This is a genomic window from Mycolicibacterium llatzerense (assembly GCF_025331195.1).
Taxonomy (GTDB): Bacteria; Actinomycetota; Actinomycetes; order Mycobacteriales; family Mycobacteriaceae; genus Mycobacterium; species Mycobacterium llatzerense.
Genome location: NZ_LXOV01000018.1, coordinates 364,814 through 380,472, shown reverse-complemented (window position 1 = coordinate 380,472; position 15,659 = coordinate 364,814). Strand labels below are relative to the sequence as shown.

Genomic DNA, 15,659 nt, shown 5'->3' with positions numbered 1-15,659 from the left:
GAGCGCCGCAGACCTACGTCGTCCCCCGATTCGGGGGAAATCGTCGGAAGCTGACTCAGCCGCGGCTGACGGTGTTGGACCTGCCCGGATTCGGGATGTCCGGCGTCCCCGAGTGATAGGTGACGTGGTTGTCCATGCCTGACGTGACGATCTTGTCGGCGGAGTCGACGGTCACGGTGTTCTCGATGCCGGATACCTGGACGGTCGAGCAGTGTCCGGTGATGGTGACGCTGTTGGACACCCCGCTGATGTTGATCGTGCGGTCGTTGCACGCCACGGTTCGGTGGCCACGCACGCCCGCGACCTGGATGGGCGCGTTGGGATCATCGGACTGCGGCGGCAATTCGACCAGGCCCGGTCCGGACATCACGGTGGTGCCGTTGACGACCACCGAGGATTCGTCGCCGGGGTGAGCCGGGGTCGGAACGGCGACCGAGACGCTGGGTTGCTGACCGGCGCTGGGCGGGAGAAACGTCGTGTGCTTCTTTCCGGTGAGGTTGGCGATGAAGACGATTCCCGCCACCACCGGACCCACCAACACCGCGAGGACGACGGCGCCCAAGATCATGCGACGTGCCGCGGTACTCGGCACCCCCGACGGCAGCGGCTGCGCCGGCCAGGTCTTCTGCGGTCGGCTGTACTGGGCGGAGTACGGCCGATTTGTGACCGGCGCCCGCGAGGACCACTGCTGGCCGGGTTCGGTCAGCTCCGAGGCCCGGGCCTGTTCGTTCATCGCGCGTTCGAGTTCGCGGATGCGGGCCTCGGGATCGTCGTCGCGACTCATGTTCCGATGCTGTCACACCCGGCGGGGCGGCTCAACGCCACAGGTAGCGGGTCTTGGGCCGGCCGGTCCCGCCGTATTCGCTTCGGCGCGTGACCGTTCCGTCGTCCGCCAGCCGTTCCAGATAACGCCACGCGGTCACCCGGGCCACCCCGACCGCCTTCGCGGCTTCGTCTGCGGTCAGCCCGTCGGGACTGTCCCGCACCGCGCGGGCGATGTCGTCGTTGGTCAGCGTGGCGGCACCCTTCGGGGCCGCGGATTTGTCTGCGCCGGTGCGCAATTCGGCGAGCGCCCGGTCCACCTCGGCCTGGCTCGCGGCGTCCACCCCGGACGGCAGCGCCGTCCGGTACCGCTGATAGCGATCCAACCGGTCCCGGAACGCGGCGAACGTGAAGGGCTTCAACAGGTAGGCCAGCGCACCGTGCGCGACGGCCGCCCGCACCATTTCGAGGTCGCGCTCGGAGGTGATGGCGATGATGTCCGGCGCCGGCCGCAGCCCGGACAGCGCCGAGGCCAGGCTGATCCCGCTGGCGTCGGGCAACCCGAGGTCCAGCAGCACCAGGTCGACGGGCTCGTCGGTGGTGGTCGCGCGGCTGGCGAACTGCATCGCCTCACGTGCGGTGTGTGCCACCGCCGCGACGGAAAAACCTTCCAGCCGTTCGACATACGTGCGGTGGGCCTCGGCGATCAGCGGGTCGTCGTCGACGATCAGCACCCTGGTCATCTGAGTACCGCCGGGATCGTCACCGAGACCACCGACCCGTAGCTGACGTCCGACTCGAGGGTGCCCCCGTGCCGCTTGACCACCTGCGCCACCAGGGCCAGGCCGAGGCCGTGCCCCGGCGCCGATTTCGTCGAATAGCCACGGCGCATGGCGTTTTCGAAGGTCTGCGGGTCCATGCCGGAGCCGCTGTCGGCCACCCGCAGCACCAGTTCGGCACCCGGCTCGCAGCGCACCGTCACCTCGATCCACGGCTCGTCGCGGTCGCACGCATCCATCGCGTTGTCGATCAGGTTGCCCAGCACCGTCACCATCTCCTGCCCGGTCAGCGGTAGATATGAAGTGTCCGAAGGCAATTGCGAGTCCAACGTGACGGTGAAATCGATACCACGCTCGTTGGCTTGTGCGCTCTTGCCCAGCAGCAGCGCCACCAGCGCGGGTTCATGGACCTCGCTGGACAGCCGGTCGACGAGTCGCTGCGACAGCTCCAGTTCGTCGGTGGCGAAGGCGACGGCGTCCGACGGGCGGCCCATCTCGACCATGGTGATCACCGTGTGCAGTTTGTTGGCGGCTTCGTGCGCCTGCGCCCGCAACGAATCGGTGAGGACCTTCAGCGAGCTGAGTTCGCCCAGGGTGCTTTGCAATTCGGTGCGGTCCCGGATCGTCACGACCTCCGAACCCGCGGCACCGAACACCGGTGAGCGGCTCACCACCAGCACCCGCTCGTCGGTGACGTGGACCTCGTCGCGCACGCCGGGGTCAGCGGCGCGCAGGAACTCCGGCAGATCGGACAGTGCCACCGTGCCCGGCGGCAGGGCGAGCAGGCGGCGCGCCTCGTCGTTGGCCAGCGCCACACGGCCCTTCTCGAGCACCAGCAGACCTTCCGAGACCGAATGCAGGACGGCGTCGTGGTGCTCGTACATCACGCGCAGTTCCTCCGGCCGCAGGCCGTGCGTCTGACGGAGCAGCCGGCGCCGGATCAGCCAGGCGCCGGCCAATGAAAGAGCAAGGGCGGCAAGGCTGATCGCCGCGATCACGGGAATCTGGTGGCGCCACTGCGCGGTCAGTGTGGTCTCGGTGATGCCCGCGGCGACCAGACCCAGCACCCGTCCGGAACCGTCCCGAACCGGGGCGATGGTGCGTACCGACCGGCCGAGCGTCCCGGTGTAGAACTCGGTGAACGTCTGGCCTTTCAGGGCCGGCTCCATGGTCCCCAGATAGTGGGCGCCGATCCGGCTCGGGTCGGTGTGGGTGAACCGGGTGCCGTCGGGCGCCATGACGGTGATGAACGCGATCCCGGTCTGTGCCCGAACGGTTTCGGTGACCGGCTGGAGCACCTCGGTGGCTCGGCCCGCCTGCAGCGCGGCCGCTGTCGATGGGGCGTCGGCCAGCGCCGTGACGATGCCGGTCAGTAATTGCTTGGCCGCGGCGTCGTTGGTGCGGCGCGATTGCACCAGCGCCAGCGCGCTACCGGCGGCCACCACCACGATGATGATCGCGATCTGCAGCGCGACGATCTGCCCAGCCAGAGACCAGCGCGGCGCGGCCGGCCATCTGCGCATCCCTGCGCCCTTCTGTGAACTTCCGTGAACGAAATGAACATATGCGTGACGTGCCTCACGTTCTGGACCAACATCCTTGCAGAAGTTTTCGCCATCGAGGCCGGAGGATTCCCCGACATGACTGATCAAGCGCCGCGTCGCGACCGCACGCACTGGCTGTACATCGCCGTGCTCGTCGCCGTCGTCGGCGGTGTGGCCGTTGGCCTCATCGCACCGGGGGTGGGCAAGGACATCGCGATCCTCGGCACCCTGTTCGTCAACCTGATCAAGATGATGATCACCCCGGTCATCTTCTGCACGATCGTGCTGGGCATCGGCTCGGTGCGCAAAGCGGCGACCGTCGGCAAGATCGGTGGCCTGTCGCTCGCCTACTTCCTGCTGATGTCGACCGTGGCGCTGGCCATCGGCCTCGTCGTCGGCAACCTTCTGAGCCCCGGATCAGGCCTGCACCTGTCCGCGCAGGCGACCGGCCAGGGCGCGAAACTGGCTCAGAAGGCGCACGAGGCGGGCGGTCTCATGGACTTCGTCTCGCACATCATCCCCGAGACCTTGCTGTCCGCTCTGACCAGCGGAAACGTGCTGCAGGCCCTGTTCATCGCCCTGCTCGTCGGATTCGCCGTGCAGGCGATGGGCACCGCCGGCGAACCCGTCCTGCGGGGCGTCGAGCACCTGCAGAAACTGGTGTTCCGGGTGCTGAGCATGATCCTGTGGCTGGCCCCGATCGGCGCCTTCGGCGCGATGGCGGGCGTCGTCGGCCAGACCGGCTGGAAGGCGGTCACCCAGCTGCTGACCCTGATGCTCGGCTTCTACGTGACCTGCATCGTCTTCGTCTTCGGTGTGCTCGGGGTGGTGCTGTGGTCGGTGACGCGGATGTCGATCTTCCGGCTGGTCCGCTACCTGGCCCGCGAGTACCTGCTGATCTTCTCGACGTCGTCGTCGGAGTCGGCGCTGCCCCGGCTGATCGCCAAGATGGAACACCTGGGCGTGGACCGCAGCACCGTCGGCGTCGTGGTGCCGACCGGCTACTCGTTCAACCTCGACGGGACCGCGATCTACCTGACCATGGCGGCGCTGTTCATCGCCGACGCCATGGGACGGCCGATGGCGATCGGGGAGCAGCTGGCGCTGCTCGTCTTCATGATCGTCGCCTCCAAGGGCGCTGCCGGCGTCACCGGCGCCGGCCTCGCGACGCTGGCCGGAGGCCTGCAGAGTCACCGCCCGGACCTGCTGGACGGGGTCGGCCTGATCGTGGGTATCGACCGGTTCATGTCGGAGGCGCGGGCCGTCACCAACTTCTCGGGTAACGCGGTCGCCACGGTGCTGATCGGATCGTGGACCGGGACACTCGACCGCGCGAAGGCCGAGGCGGTGTTGCACGGCGCCGATCCGTTCGACGAACTGACGATGCTCGATTCGGGTGTCCCCAGCCCGTCCGCAACGTCGGTGTGACGCCCGTCTCATCATGAACAAAATGTGAACTCGTCGATAACAGCGAATCTCAAGCCCAGTTCAGGCGGGTGCTGACGCCCTAACGATCTTGATGAACAGAAGTGGGGCCTGAGTTGTATCGTGCGGATGAGACGGATGGGATTCAATGCGTTCGTGTCGCGGTGTGATGTTTCGCTCACTTTGCCTGGGAATGTCGCGAAACAGTGTTTGGAAACCCTCAGAAATGAGGTCTGCCTGAGTTTGCTCAAATTGAATTTGCCTGATGTTTACCCAGGTCGGAGCGTCGATCGCCTTTGATAACAAGTGCATAACAATTCGCACCTTAAGTAACTCCTAAGAGCACCTGTTCAATTCGCGATGTGGCGTCGCTGAAGCCGTCCGGAATGTCGGTGGGGATCACTACACTTCTTGAAAGCAGCGCTCATCCGGGCGCACCCGGACGGGAAATCGACTACCGGCGCGTTGCCGCGCTGGCGGAGGTACCGAAGATCGTGGCAAATAATAACGCTCGTGCAAAAGCGAAGCGGGCGGGCGCCCAGGCGCTGCGCGGAACCATGGACATCGCGCAGGTTGGCCGCGGCACCATCGCCGACATCGCCGAGAGCGCGGGCCAGTTGGTCGCGACCAGCTACGCCGACAACATGGTGTCGCTGATCGAGCCGCGCAGCCGCAGCATCCGCGATATCGCCGTCGACGGTGAGCCGTTCGCGGTCGTCGCCACCGATGACCGGGCCTACGTCGCCGTGTCGGGTGCCGAATTCGACGGCATCGCCGTCATCGACGTCGCCACCGGTGCCGAGCTGGCCGCCTACCCGCTGGCCTCCGGCGTCAGCGCCCTGGCAGTCAGCCCCGACGGCAAGCGCGTGTTCGCAGGCCGCGCAGGTGACGCCTACATCGACGTCGCCGTCATCGACATCACCGCCGACCGCGTCGGCACCATCGAGATCGCCACCGGTGCCGCCATCAGCATCGACGCCCTCTCGGTCGACCACACCGGTCGCCGGCTCTACGTCGCCACCACCGACGAGATGGGCAGCCAGCTGGTCGTCGTCGACACCGAGACCGCGCGCATCCGCAACACCATCGTCATCGGTGCCCCGATCCGCAGCCTGGCGCTCGGCCCGGACAACACCGCCTACGTGCTGACCTCGGACCTGACCGCCCGCGGTGAGGTGCACGTCGTCGACCTGGCCGCGGGCCGCGTGACCGGTCGCTTCGCCGTCGGTGACGCCCCGACCCAGCTGGTGCTCGGTGCCGACGGCACCCGCGCCTACGTCGTCGACTACGACCGCGTCTCGGTGTTCTGCACCCAGACCAACGCGGTCGTCGACACCATCACCGCCGATGTCCAGCCGTCCTGCGTCACCGTCAGCCGCGACGGATCGCGGCTCTACGTCGCGGACGTCGCAGGTGACGTCACCGCGGTCGCCGTCGAGGCGCCCAAGCCGCTGCTCTACTCGCAGTTCATGGCGACCAAGTCCGTGGCCATGAACGACGTGCGCGCGCTGGAGCCCGCGACCGTCTGATCAGTCCAAAGAGAACGCCCCCACTGTGAAGGTGGGGGCGTTCTGCGTTGTGCGGCTAGTGCGTGCCCGTGCAGTCGAGCGACACCGAAATGGTCTTGCTGGTCTGCGGCAGCAGGATGGAGTTGCCATTGCGGCCCAGGACCGGTCCGGCGAACGGCACCCACTGCGTGGTCGACTGCGGATTGCGCACACTGGATACGCTGCACTGGGACATCGGCGCCGTCCCCAGCTTGTCGATCGTGACCACATAGCCCTCGGACTGCAGCCGGTTGATCGTGTCTTGTGCCGTTTCAGCAGCGGCCAATCCCGCCGGTGCCAGCACCGTCAGCGCAGCTCCGGCCATCGCTGCGGCGAGCGTCCAATTCCTGCGCATGATTTTCTCCTGTCGTGCCAACACTAATCATCCTCCTACCTGGCAGGGTCGGCTAGCATCTCGACATCCCAGCGGCAGCAACCCAGAGGCGAAATTCACGATGCTCAGTACGATGCAGGACGCCCCGCTCACCATCGCCACGATCATGCGGCACGCGACCGGGCAGAATTCCCGCCGAACCGTCACCACGGCGCTCGGCGGCGGGCAGTACCGCACCGTGACCTACGGCGAAGTCGGCGAGCAGTGCGGGCGGCTGGCCAACGCGTTGCGCGGTCTCGGCATCACCGGGGACCAGCGGGTGGCCACGTTCATGTGGAACAACGCCGAACACACGGTGGCGTACCTGGCCGTTCCGTCGATGGGTGCGGTGCTGCACACCCTCAATATCCGGCTCTCACCCGAGCAGATCGCGTACATCGCCAACGAGGCCGAGGATTCGGTCGTCATCGCCGACCTCTCGTTGACCGCTCAGCTCGCCCCGGTGCTGCCGCAGATGACCACGGTGCACACCGTGATCGCCATCGGCGCAGGGGATTTGGGGCCGCTGGAAGCCTTGGGCAAGACGGTCCTGCGGTACGACGAACTGCTGGCCGCCCAGCCCTTCGACTTCGACTGGCCCGAGATCGACGAGTGGTCCGCAGCCGCGATGTGTTACACCAGCGGCACCACCGGAAATCCCAAAGGCGTTGTCTACAGCCATCGTTCGAGCTTCTTGCATGCTATGGCGACGTGCACCAGCAATGCGCTGGACGTCGGTAGTGACGACGTGACCCTGCCCATCGTGCCGATGTTCCACGCCAACGCCTGGGGTCTGCCGTACGCCGCGCTGATGGCCGGCGCCGACCTGGTGATGCCGGACCGGTTCCTGGACGGCGCGTCGCTGATCGACCTCATCGAGACCCATCGCCCGACCATCGCCGGCGCCGTTCCGACGATCTGGAACGACGTGATGAACTGCCTGGAAAAGAACCCGGGACACGACATTTCGTCCCTGCGGATCGTCGGCTGCGGCGGCTCGGCCGTGCCGGTGTCGATGATGCGGATCTTCCAGGAACGGTACGGCGTCCACATCCGTCAGGCCTGGGGGATGACCGAGACCTCACCGCTGGCCACCACCGCCAAGCCGCTGCCGAACGTGTCCGACGAGCAGTACTGGGCGTCCCGCGCGACCGCGGGGCGTCCGATGTGCGGCGTCGAAATCCGGATCGTCGACGACGCCGGCACCCCGCTGCCGCACGACGGAGAAGCGGTCGGGGAGATCGAGATTCGCGGACCGTGGATCACCGGCAGCTATTACCTCGGCTACGACGCGAGCAAGTTCGACAGCGGCTGGCTGCGCACCGGTGACGTCGGCCGCATCGACGACTGCGGGTTCGTCACGCTCACGGACCGAGCCAAGGACGTCATCAAGTCCGGCGGCGAGTGGATTTCGTCGGTCGAGCTGGAGAACCACTTGATCGCGCACCCGGCCGTGCTGGAAGCCGCCGTGGTCGCAGTGCCCGACGATCGCTGGCAGGAGCGCCCGCTGGTTGCTGTGGTGCTGCACGACGGCGCTGCCGCGACTGCCGTCGAGCTGCGAGAGTTCTTGGCGGACAAGGTGGTTCGCTGGTGGCTACCCGAGCGCTGGACGTTCATCGACCAGGTGCCCCGCACCAGCGTCGGCAAGTACGACAAGAAGACCATCCGCGCCCGGTACGCCGATGGCGCCTACGAGGTCGTCACCATCTAGTTCCCTCGCGAGCAGACGCGAAACTGTCGTATTTCGGCCAAAAACGACAGTTTTGTGTCTGCTCGCGGGATCAAGCGCGGACCGCGAGGGTCGACATCAGGTCGGCGAGCCGGTCCGGCCGGTCGAGCATCGAGAAAGTCCTTGCACCGTCGATGATTTCGAGGCGGGCGTGCGGGATCAAGTCCGCCAGCTTCTCGCCGTCGCCGACTTCGAAGAACACGTCGTCGGCGGACCACGCGATGAGCGTCGGCTTGTCGAACTCGGGCAGCCGCGCCGCCACCGCGGTGGTGACCTCGGTGCGCAGCGAGCTGGTGAACACTCGGAGGTCCTCGGCGATCGCTGGATTGGACAGCGGGTAGCTGACCCATTCCCGGGTCAGGGCATCGAGGTCGGAGTAGGCGAGGCCGGCATAGGCGCGCTTGCGTACCAACGGGATTCGGATTGCCTGGGCGGCGGTGCGGAAAATGGCCTTCGAGCGCGAAGCTGTGATCAACGGCTTGAGGATCGGCGGCGGAAAGTGCTCGAACGCATCGCAACTCGTCAGCACCATGGCACCGATGCGCTCGGGGTGGTGGACCGCGACCAGCTGGGTGACGACACCGCCGGTGTCGTTGCCGACGATGACGACGTCGTCGAGGTCGAGTGCGGCCAGGGTGTCGGCGACGATGCGCGCGACACCATGGATGGTTCGGTCGGCACCGGGCCGCAGGGGTTCGGAATGCGCCCCCAGCGGCCAGGTCGGGGCGATGCATCGCAGGCTGCGTGCGGCCAGGCGCGCGCCGACCTGTCGCCACAGCTGGCCACCCATCATGTATCCGTGCACAAAGACGACGGGTCTGCCGTCCTTCGGCCCGAATTCCTCGAAATGGATGGTTCCGGCGTTAATCTCGATGATCGACATGGATCACTCCTAGCTCGATACTGATTTACAAACAGGCTGTCCGCAACTTACCAACAGGGTGTATGGAAAACAAGAGGCGTACCCAGGAAGAACGCTCCGCGGCGACGCGTGAGGCGTTGATCGTCGCTGCGCGGCGACTGTGGGGTGAGCGTGGTTATGCCGAGGTGGGTACGCCCGAGATCGCGACGACCGCCGGGGTGACGCGCGGCGCGATGTACCACCAATTCGCCGACAAGGCTGCGCTTTTCCTGGCCGTGGTGGAGGCGGTGGAGCAGGACGTGATGGCCCGGCTCGGGGAGTCGGTGGCGGCGTCCGGCGCGACGACACCGGCCGATGCCATCCGGGCCGCGGTCGACGGCTGGCTGGAGGTTTCCGGCGACCCCGAGGTGCGGCAGCTGGTCCTGTTGGATGCCCCGAGCGTGCTGGGCTGGGCGGGCTTTCGTGATGTGGCCCAGCGCTACAGCCTGGGTATGACGGAGCAGTTGCTCAGCGAGGCCATCAAGGCCGGCCAGCTGGCCCGTCAGCCGGTGCGGGCACTGGCGCACGTGTTGATCGGGGCCCTCGACGAGGCGGCCATGCTCATCGCCACGTCCGAGGACCCGAAGAAGACTCGTCGCGAGACCAGGCAGGTGCTGCGCCGCCTGGTCGACGCCATGTTCGCGGGCTGATTACTGCCGCGAGTTACAGCCGCGAGCAGACGCAAAACTGTCGTTTCCGCTCGGAAATTGACAGTTTTGCGTCTGCTCGCGAGAGGTGGTGACTAGCGCTCGGCGCGCTGGTAGGCCGTCACGACGGCGGCGCCGCCCAGGCCGATGTTGTGCTGTAGAGCGGCGTTGACGCCGTCGACCTGACGCTTGTCGGCGGTGCCGCGCAGCTGCCAGGTCAGCTCGGAGCACTGGGCCAGGCCCGTCGCGCCCAGCGGGTGACCCTTGGAGATCAGGCCGCCCGACGGGTTGACCACCCAGCGCCCGCCGTAGGTGGTGTCGTTGTTGTCGATCAGCCGCGGCGCTTCACCCTCTCCGCACAGGCCCAGGGCTTCGTACAGCAGCAGCTCGTTGGCGGAGAAGCAGTCGTGCAGCTCGATGACCTGGAAGTCTTCGGGGCCGAGGCCCGACTGGTCGTAAACCTTCTGTGCGGCTTGCACATTCATGTCGTAGCCGATGATGTTGGCGGCGCTGCCGTCGAACGTCGACGCGAAGTCGGTCGTCATGGCCTGGCCGACGATCTCGACGGCCTGCGAGGCCAGCCCGTGCTTGTCGACGAACGCCTCGCTGGCGACGATCGCCGCACCCGATCCGTCGGAGGTGGGGGAGCACTGCAGCTTGGTCAGCGGGTCGGAGATCATCTTGGCGGCCAGGATGTCGTCGAGCGTGTACTCGTCCTGGAACTGCGCGTACGGGTTGTTGACCGAATGCTTGTGGTTCTTGTAGCCGATCTTCGCGAAGTGTTCGGCGGTGGTGCCGTACTTCTTCATGTGCTCACGGCCGGCCGCACCGAACATCCACGGCGCCACCGGGAAGGCGAACTCGTCGATCTCGGCGAGGGCCTTGACGTGCCGGCCCAGCGGGGATTCGCGGTCCTGTGCGCCGCCGCCGAGCGAGCCCGGCTGCATCTTCTCGAAGCCCAGCGCGATGGTGCAATCCGCCAGGCCGCCGCGAATCGCCTGTGCGGCAAGGTAAAGCGCGGTCGAACCCGTCGAACAGTTGTTGTTGACGTTGACGATCGGGATGCCCGTCATGCCCAGTTCGTACAGGGCGCGCTGGCCGGAGGTCGAGTCGCCGGAGCAGTAGCCGACGTACCCCTGCTCCACCTGGTCGTACGAGATGCCGGCGTCGGCGAGCGCCTTGTTGCCGGACTCGTTGGCCATCTGCGGGTAGTCCCAGCCTTCGCGACTGCCGGGCTTCTCGAACTTGGTCATGCCGACGCCGACGACGAACACACGATTCTTGGTCATGGGGTTCCTTTCGTTACTACCTGTAGTTCAGTCACGCGCGGCGCTTTTAGTCAAGACCTCAAAGGTCTGGTCTCCGGAGCCGAGCCGGTGGTATACAACCTAGAACGTGTTCTAGTTCTGCCGGTCCTCGGGAGGTTTCATGGCGTTGCGGGTCGTGCAGTGGGCAACCGGCGGAGTCGGCGTCGCCGCGATCAACGGCGTGCTGGAACACCCCGACCTGGAGCTCGTCGGCTGTTGGGTGCATTCGGAAGCCAAGAATGGCAAGGACGTTGGCGAGATCATCGGCGTGGCGCCGCTCGGCGTCACCGCCACCAACAACATCCAGGACATCCTCGACCTGGACGCCGAAGCCGTCATCTACGCCCCGCTGATGGCCAACCCCGACGAGGTCGCCGCGCTGCTGCGGTCCGGCAAGAACGTGGTGACGCCGGTCGGCTGGGTGTACCCGAGCGAAAAGCAGGGCGCGCCGGTGCGCGAGGCCGCGTTGGCCGGTGGCGTCACGCTGCACGGCACCGGCATCGCGCCCGGCGGCATCAGCGAGAAGTTCCCGCTGCTGTTCTCGGCGATGTCCACCGGCGTGACTTTCGTTCGGGCCGAGGAGTTCTCGGACCTTCGGACCTACGAGGCACCCGACGTGTTGCGGCACGTGATGGGGTTCGGTGAGACCCCGGACAAGGCGCTGACGGGCCCCATGCAGAAGCTCCTGGACAGCGGCTTCATCCAGGCTGTCCGGATGTGCGTCGACCAATTCGGTTTCAACGCCGACCCGAAGATCGTTGCCCGCCAAGAGGTTGCGGTGGCGACCGCACCCATCGACTCGCCGCTCGGGCTCATCCAGCCCGGCCAGGTGGCGGCCCGCAAGTTCCACTGGGAGGCGGTCGTCGGCGACGAGGTCGTCGTCCGCATCACCGTCAACTGGTTCATGGGCGAGGAAAACCTCGATCCCGCATGGGATTTCGGCCCCGAAGGTCAACGCTACGAGATGGAGGTCAAGGGCAATCCGGACTTCACCGTGTCGATCAAGGGCTTTCAGGGACTCGTCGGCGAGGACGGACCGGAACCCGGCGTCGTCGGCACCGCCGCCCACTGCGTCAACTCCGTGCCCGCGGTGTGTGCCGCGGAACCGGGTATCGCCACCTACCTGGACCTGCCGCTCGTCAGCGCGAAGGCAGCGCCGCGCCTGAGATAGCGTTCATTCGCGCACGCTCGCGGGAAATGGGCTAGGGCTGGATCAGGATGCGGATCGGATTGCCTTCGGCCCGATCGAGTTTCGCGATGCCTTCGGCGACGTCCTCCAGCGGCACGATCTCGCTGATCGACCGGGTGAGGTCGAGGCGGCCGCGAGAGACCAGCGTGGCCAGGGTGCCGATGTCGGCGTTCTGGTAGCCCAGGTGGCCGAGCACCTGCTTGCGGGTCAGGTTGAAGAACGACGTGGGGCCGATCGTCGGGGCGTCGGCGCTCATGCCGACACCGACGAACCGGCCGCCGACGGTCAGTGACGCCAGCGCCTGATCGAACGTCGACCCCTTGCCGACCGCATCGAACGCGACATCGAGCATCCGGCCTCCGGTGGCCGACGCGATCTGCGCCGCCAGCTCCGGGTCACGCGCGTCGAACGCGTAGTCCGCGCCGACGGCCAGCGCGCGCTCCAGCACCGCCGGATTGACGTCGACGGCGATGATGGGCGCGGCCCCGACCAACCGAGCCAACTGCACGATGTGCGTGCCGAGCCCTCCGACGCCCCAGACGCCCACCGACTCGCCGATGCCCACCTGGCCGGTCCGGACCACGGCGCCGAACGGCGTGGACACCGCGTCGGCCAGGATCGCGGCCTGCTCCAGCGGCACGTTGTCGGGTACGCGGGTCAGCCCGAAGGCCTGCGCGACCGTGTACTCGGCCCAGCCGCCGTCGTACGCGAACGCCATGAGCCGGATCCGCAGACAGTTCGACATGTCGCCGCGCATGCAGTTCACGCAGTCCATGCACGGCTTGCCGGCGGCGACGACGACGCGGTCGCCCTCGGCCCAGCCGGTGACGCCCGGTCCCAGCTTGGCGACGGTGCCTGATGTCTCGTGCCCTTGGGTCACCACCGGGAGCTGCGACGGGAACGTGCCGTTGATCAGGCTGAGGTCGGAGTGGCAGATGCCGCAGTAGGCGACTTTGACGAGGACCTCGCCGGGGCCTGGTTCTGGAATCGGAACATCTTCCACCGCAATCTTTTTGGTGTCGGAGTAGAACCGTTGGGCCCGCATCGTTGAGGTCATGACACTCCAGTGGTCAGCTTCGATGGTTACGATCGCCATCATGGCGCAGGCATTGGTGGTCGAGCAATCACGAACAGTTCCCGTCACGGTCGCTGACGCGTTCAGCGGTACGGTTCCGATGCCGTTGAACGAGCTGTTCTGTCGGTGGTACGGGCCGATCCCGCCGATCAAGGCGGTTCGTGACCAGACCGGCATCTGGGACGCGGTCGGGCAGACCCGCACGATTCTGCTGCAGGGCGGTGGCAGCATGGCCGAGACGCTGACGTCGTTCAACGAGCCGCACTCGTTCGGCTACACCCTGTCCGACATCACCGGCCCGATGGCCGCGCTGATCAGTGGCGTCAACGGCGAATGGCTGTTCCAACCCGCCGGCACCGGTACCAAGATCACCTGGCGCTGGACCTTGCATCGGCGCGGTGCGGCGACCGCTCCGCTGCTGCCGGTGTTCGGCCGGTTGTGGAAGGGCTACGCCGGCCGGTCCCTGGAGCATCTTTCTGACCTCCTGGTGGGATGACAGTCCCACGGTGCACGCCGGATCATGTTAGATGAACTAATGACTAAGCGTGCGCTCGTTTTGGCTGGTGGCGGCATCGCCGGCATCGCATGGGAGACCGGCATTTTGCAGGGAATCGCCGACGAAGCCCCCGAGATCGCGGCAGCGGTGCGGAATGCGGATGTGGTGTTGGGCACCTCGGCGGGCTCGGCGGTCGGCGCTCAGCTGGGCAGTGCGCTGAGCATCGGCGAGCTGTTCGAACGCCAGGTCGCCGCCGAGTCCGCGGAGATCAGCCCCGGTATCAACATCGAAGTCGCCTTGACTGTGTTCATCGAGGCGATGTCCACCGCCAACGGCACCCGCGCCCAGCAGCTGCAGCGCCTCGGGGTCGCCGCGGCGGAGGCCGACACCGTCAGCCCGGCCGTGCGCCGCGACGTCATCGAGCGCCGGCTGCCGTCGCGCGAGTGGCCCGACCATGACCTGCGCATCACCGGCGTCGACATCGACACCGGCGAGTTGGTGGTGTTCACCCGCGAGTCGGGAGTGTCCCTGGTCGATGCGGTCCAGGCCAGTTGCGCGGTGCCGGCGGCCTGGCCGATCGTGACCATCGGCGGCCGCCGGTATATGGACGGCGGCATGGGCAGCAGCGTCAACATGGTTGCGGTCAAGGACTGTGACGCCGCCGTCGTCCTCGTCCCGGCTCCCTCGGACTCGCCGTCACCGTTCGGCGCGGGCCCCGGCGCCGACGTCAAGAGTTTCGCGGGCAGCGCCTGCGCCATCTACGCCGACGGCGAGTCCCTCGCCGCCTTCGGTCTCGATCCGCTGGATCCGGCCTGCCGCATTCCGTCGGCGCAGGCCGGCCGGGCGCAGGGCCGCCGGGTCGCGGCTGAGGTCGCCGCGTTCCTGGCCTAGTTGCCGAGATCGAGGGAATCGAGTGCGGCGCTGGCCAATTCGTGCCCGATGTCGATGACCTCATCGGCGCGATAGAACTCCAGGCTGCGGCACACCGTGCGCGGGACCTCGATCAGCAGATCAGGTGGGTACGCCGCCAGGGTGTGCCGCATCAACGCGGCCTGCGAGATTTCGATGGTGCGGTTCATCACCTCGAACCCGCCGAGCCGTGGCACGGCGGAGTCCTCGGCCTCGGCGTCGGCCTCGGCGGGCTGGTCGATTCCGTCGACCGCGTTGCTGAAGCGGCTCAGCACCGATCGTGCGGTGGGGCCGTCGAGCAGGGTGCTCGCCGCGGCCCGGTCGATCAGTGACGTCGTGCTGCGTCGCATCCGGCTCAACAGTTCGGCGGTGGCACTGGGGGACTCTGCCGGGTGACTGGGGTCGCTGGCGTTGAGGCTGACCGCGATGGTCAGGTCGGCGTTGACGGCCGCGAGCGGCGCCATGGGCAGTGGGTCCAGGATGCCGCCGTCGGCCAGCAACCGGCCATCCAGCAGATACGGGGCGATGACGCCGGGGATGGCGATGGAGGCCCGGATGGCCGCATCGATGGGGCCGCGCTGCAGCCAGACCGACTTTCCCGCGATCAGGTCGGTTGCGACGGCGGTGAAAGGGATCGGCAGGCTCTCGATGGTCCGCGGGCCGATGATCTCGCGGACGGTGGCCAGAATCTTCTCGGCCCGCAGGACCCCGGCGGCAGTGAGGGACGGATCGAGCAGGCGGAGTACCGCGCTCTGGGTGAGGGCGCTGGCCCACGCGGTGAATTCGTCGAGTTTGTCGGCGGCTTGCAGGGCGCCGACGAGTGCGCCCATGGACGAACCGGAGATGCCGACGACGTCGTATCCGCGCTCGCGAAGCGCGTCGATGACTCCGATGTGTGCGTAACCCCGGGCGCCACCGCTGCCGAGGACCAGTGCGACCCGCATGGCCCTATCTTGGCGTGCGGATCAGGCTGAGG

15 protein-coding genes are annotated in these 15,659 nt (G+C 67.1%); 7 read left to right on the top strand and 8 right to left on the bottom strand.

From position 1 onward, the window contains the following. Positions 1 to 55: 55 nt before the first annotated feature. The 3 genes from A7G45_RS31610 to A7G45_RS31600 are packed head-to-tail and all read right to left on the bottom strand — an operon-like array spanning position 56 to position 3,064. Entirely contained in the window at positions 56 to 784 is a 729-nt protein-coding gene (locus A7G45_RS31610) for a DUF3060 domain-containing protein (protein WP_260943297.1), read from the bottom strand. 31 nt (positions 785 to 815) lie between these two features. After that, positions 816 to 1,505, bottom strand: coding sequence for a response regulator (locus A7G45_RS31605; RefSeq protein ID WP_260943296.1), 690 nt, complete (start codon positions 1,503 to 1,505; stop codon positions 816 to 818). Continuing rightward, a complete protein-coding gene (locus tag A7G45_RS31600) occupies positions 1,502 to 3,064 on the bottom strand; it encodes a sensor histidine kinase (RefSeq protein ID WP_260943295.1) in 1,563 nt (520 codons plus the stop codon). The genes A7G45_RS31605 and A7G45_RS31600 overlap by 4 nt, the downstream gene beginning before the upstream one ends. Before the next feature lie 117 nt (positions 3,065 to 3,181). On the opposite strand from A7G45_RS31600, the gene A7G45_RS31595 reads away from it, so the two are divergent. Continuing rightward, entirely contained in the window at positions 3,182 to 4,513 is a 1,332-nt protein-coding gene (locus A7G45_RS31595; RefSeq protein ID WP_043396082.1) for a cation:dicarboxylate symporter family transporter, read from the top strand. A gap of 389 nt (positions 4,514 to 4,902) precedes the next feature. After that, a complete protein-coding gene (locus A7G45_RS31590; RefSeq protein WP_260943294.1) occupies positions 4,903 to 6,039 on the top strand; it encodes an MmpL3/TtfA transport complex stabilizer in 1,137 nt (378 codons plus the stop codon). 55 nt (positions 6,040 to 6,094) lie between these two features. Here A7G45_RS31590 and A7G45_RS31585 read toward each other — a convergent pair whose 3' ends face one another. Continuing rightward, positions 6,095 to 6,412, bottom strand: a complete 318-nt coding sequence (locus A7G45_RS31585) for a hypothetical protein (RefSeq protein WP_043395880.1) — start codon at positions 6,410 to 6,412, stop codon at positions 6,095 to 6,097. 100 nt (positions 6,413 to 6,512) lie between these two features. Between A7G45_RS31585 and A7G45_RS31580 the strand changes: the two genes are divergently transcribed. After that, a complete protein-coding gene (locus A7G45_RS31580) occupies positions 6,513 to 8,141 on the top strand; it encodes a fatty acid--CoA ligase (protein WP_260943293.1) in 1,629 nt (542 codons plus the stop codon). A 70-nt stretch (positions 8,142 to 8,211) separates the two neighbouring features. On the opposite strand, the gene A7G45_RS31575 is transcribed toward A7G45_RS31580, so the two are convergent. Continuing rightward, complete coding sequence (locus A7G45_RS31575; RefSeq protein ID WP_260943291.1) at positions 8,212 to 9,042, bottom strand: alpha/beta fold hydrolase; 831 nt, start codon at positions 9,040 to 9,042, stop codon at positions 8,212 to 8,214. A gap of 62 nt (positions 9,043 to 9,104) precedes the next feature. On the opposite strand from A7G45_RS31575, the gene A7G45_RS31570 reads away from it, so the two are divergent. Continuing rightward, the gene (locus A7G45_RS31570; RefSeq protein ID WP_043395874.1) at positions 9,105 to 9,710 is read left to right on the top strand and encodes a TetR/AcrR family transcriptional regulator; all 606 of its coding nucleotides are present in this window, start codon (positions 9,105 to 9,107) and stop codon (positions 9,708 to 9,710) included. 92 nt (positions 9,711 to 9,802) lie between these two features. Here the strand turns inward: A7G45_RS31570 and A7G45_RS31565 are convergent, their stop codons facing one another. Beyond that, the gene (locus A7G45_RS31565) at positions 9,803 to 10,996 is read right to left on the bottom strand and encodes a lipid-transfer protein (RefSeq protein ID WP_071287085.1); all 1,194 of its coding nucleotides are present in this window, start codon (positions 10,994 to 10,996) and stop codon (positions 9,803 to 9,805) included. A 139-nt stretch (positions 10,997 to 11,135) separates the two neighbouring features. Here A7G45_RS31565 and A7G45_RS31560 point away from each other — a divergent pair, with 139 nt between their 5' ends. Next, on the top strand, positions 11,136 to 12,185 hold the full coding sequence (locus A7G45_RS31560; protein WP_260943288.1) for an NAD(P)H-dependent amine dehydrogenase family protein: 1,050 nt from the start codon (positions 11,136 to 11,138) through the stop codon (positions 12,183 to 12,185). A 31-nt stretch (positions 12,186 to 12,216) separates the two neighbouring features. Here the strand turns inward: A7G45_RS31560 and A7G45_RS31555 are convergent, their stop codons facing one another. Beyond that, complete coding sequence (locus tag A7G45_RS31555) at positions 12,217 to 13,260, bottom strand: zinc-binding dehydrogenase (protein WP_260943286.1); 1,044 nt, start codon at positions 13,258 to 13,260, stop codon at positions 12,217 to 12,219. A 40-nt stretch (positions 13,261 to 13,300) separates the two neighbouring features. On the opposite strand from A7G45_RS31555, the gene A7G45_RS31550 reads away from it, so the two are divergent. Together A7G45_RS31550 and A7G45_RS31545 are read left to right on the top strand one after the other, a co-directional pair. Further along, entirely contained in the window at positions 13,301 to 13,774 is a 474-nt protein-coding gene (locus A7G45_RS31550; RefSeq protein ID WP_071287087.1) for an SRPBCC family protein, read from the top strand. 39 nt (positions 13,775 to 13,813) lie between these two features. After that, a complete protein-coding gene (locus tag A7G45_RS31545; RefSeq protein ID WP_110797146.1) occupies positions 13,814 to 14,665 on the top strand; it encodes a patatin-like phospholipase family protein in 852 nt (283 codons plus the stop codon). On the opposite strand, the gene A7G45_RS31540 is transcribed toward A7G45_RS31545, so the two are convergent. Then, complete coding sequence (locus tag A7G45_RS31540; protein ID WP_071287089.1) at positions 14,662 to 15,627, bottom strand: patatin-like phospholipase family protein; 966 nt, start codon at positions 15,625 to 15,627, stop codon at positions 14,662 to 14,664. The genes A7G45_RS31545 and A7G45_RS31540 overlap by 4 nt on opposite strands. Positions 15,628 to 15,659 lie beyond the last annotated feature (32 nt).

Bases quoted from the DNA above. Each gene is read 5' to 3' on its own strand.
- A7G45_RS31540 (WP_071287089.1), bottom strand. From the start codon at position 15,627: ATGCGGGTCGCACTGGTCCTCGGCAGCGGTGGCGCCCGGGGTTACGCA.
- A7G45_RS31560 (WP_260943288.1), top strand. From the start codon at position 11,136: ATGGCGTTGCGGGTCGTGCAGTGGGCAACCGGCGGAGTCGGCGTCGCC.
- A7G45_RS31580 (WP_260943293.1), top strand. From the start codon at position 6,513: ATGCTCAGTACGATGCAGGACGCCCCGCTCACCATCGCCACGATCATG.
- A7G45_RS31585 (WP_043395880.1), bottom strand. From the start codon at position 6,412: ATGCGCAGGAATTGGACGCTCGCCGCAGCGATGGCCGGAGCTGCGCTG.
- A7G45_RS31575 (WP_260943291.1), bottom strand. From the start codon at position 9,042: ATGTCGATCATCGAGATTAACGCCGGAACCATCCATTTCGAGGAATTC.
- A7G45_RS31550 (WP_071287087.1), top strand. From the start codon at position 13,301: ATGGCGCAGGCATTGGTGGTCGAGCAATCACGAACAGTTCCCGTCACG.
- A7G45_RS31605 (WP_260943296.1), bottom strand. From the start codon at position 1,505: ATGACCAGGGTGCTGATCGTCGACGACGACCCGCTGATCGCCGAGGCC.
- A7G45_RS31565 (WP_071287085.1), bottom strand. From the start codon at position 10,996: ATGACCAAGAATCGTGTGTTCGTCGTCGGCGTCGGCATGACCAAGTTC.
- A7G45_RS31610 (WP_260943297.1), bottom strand. From the start codon at position 784: ATGAGTCGCGACGACGATCCCGAGGCCCGCATCCGCGAACTCGAACGC.
- A7G45_RS31545 (WP_110797146.1), top strand. From the start codon at position 13,814: ATGACTAAGCGTGCGCTCGTTTTGGCTGGTGGCGGCATCGCCGGCATC.
- A7G45_RS31570 (WP_043395874.1), top strand. From the start codon at position 9,105: ATGGAAAACAAGAGGCGTACCCAGGAAGAACGCTCCGCGGCGACGCGT.
- A7G45_RS31555 (WP_260943286.1), bottom strand. From the start codon at position 13,260: ATGACCTCAACGATGCGGGCCCAACGGTTCTACTCCGACACCAAAAAG.
- A7G45_RS31595 (WP_043396082.1), top strand. From the start codon at position 3,182: ATGACTGATCAAGCGCCGCGTCGCGACCGCACGCACTGGCTGTACATC.
- A7G45_RS31600 (WP_260943295.1), bottom strand. From the start codon at position 3,064: ATGCGCAGATGGCCGGCCGCGCCGCGCTGGTCTCTGGCTGGGCAGATC.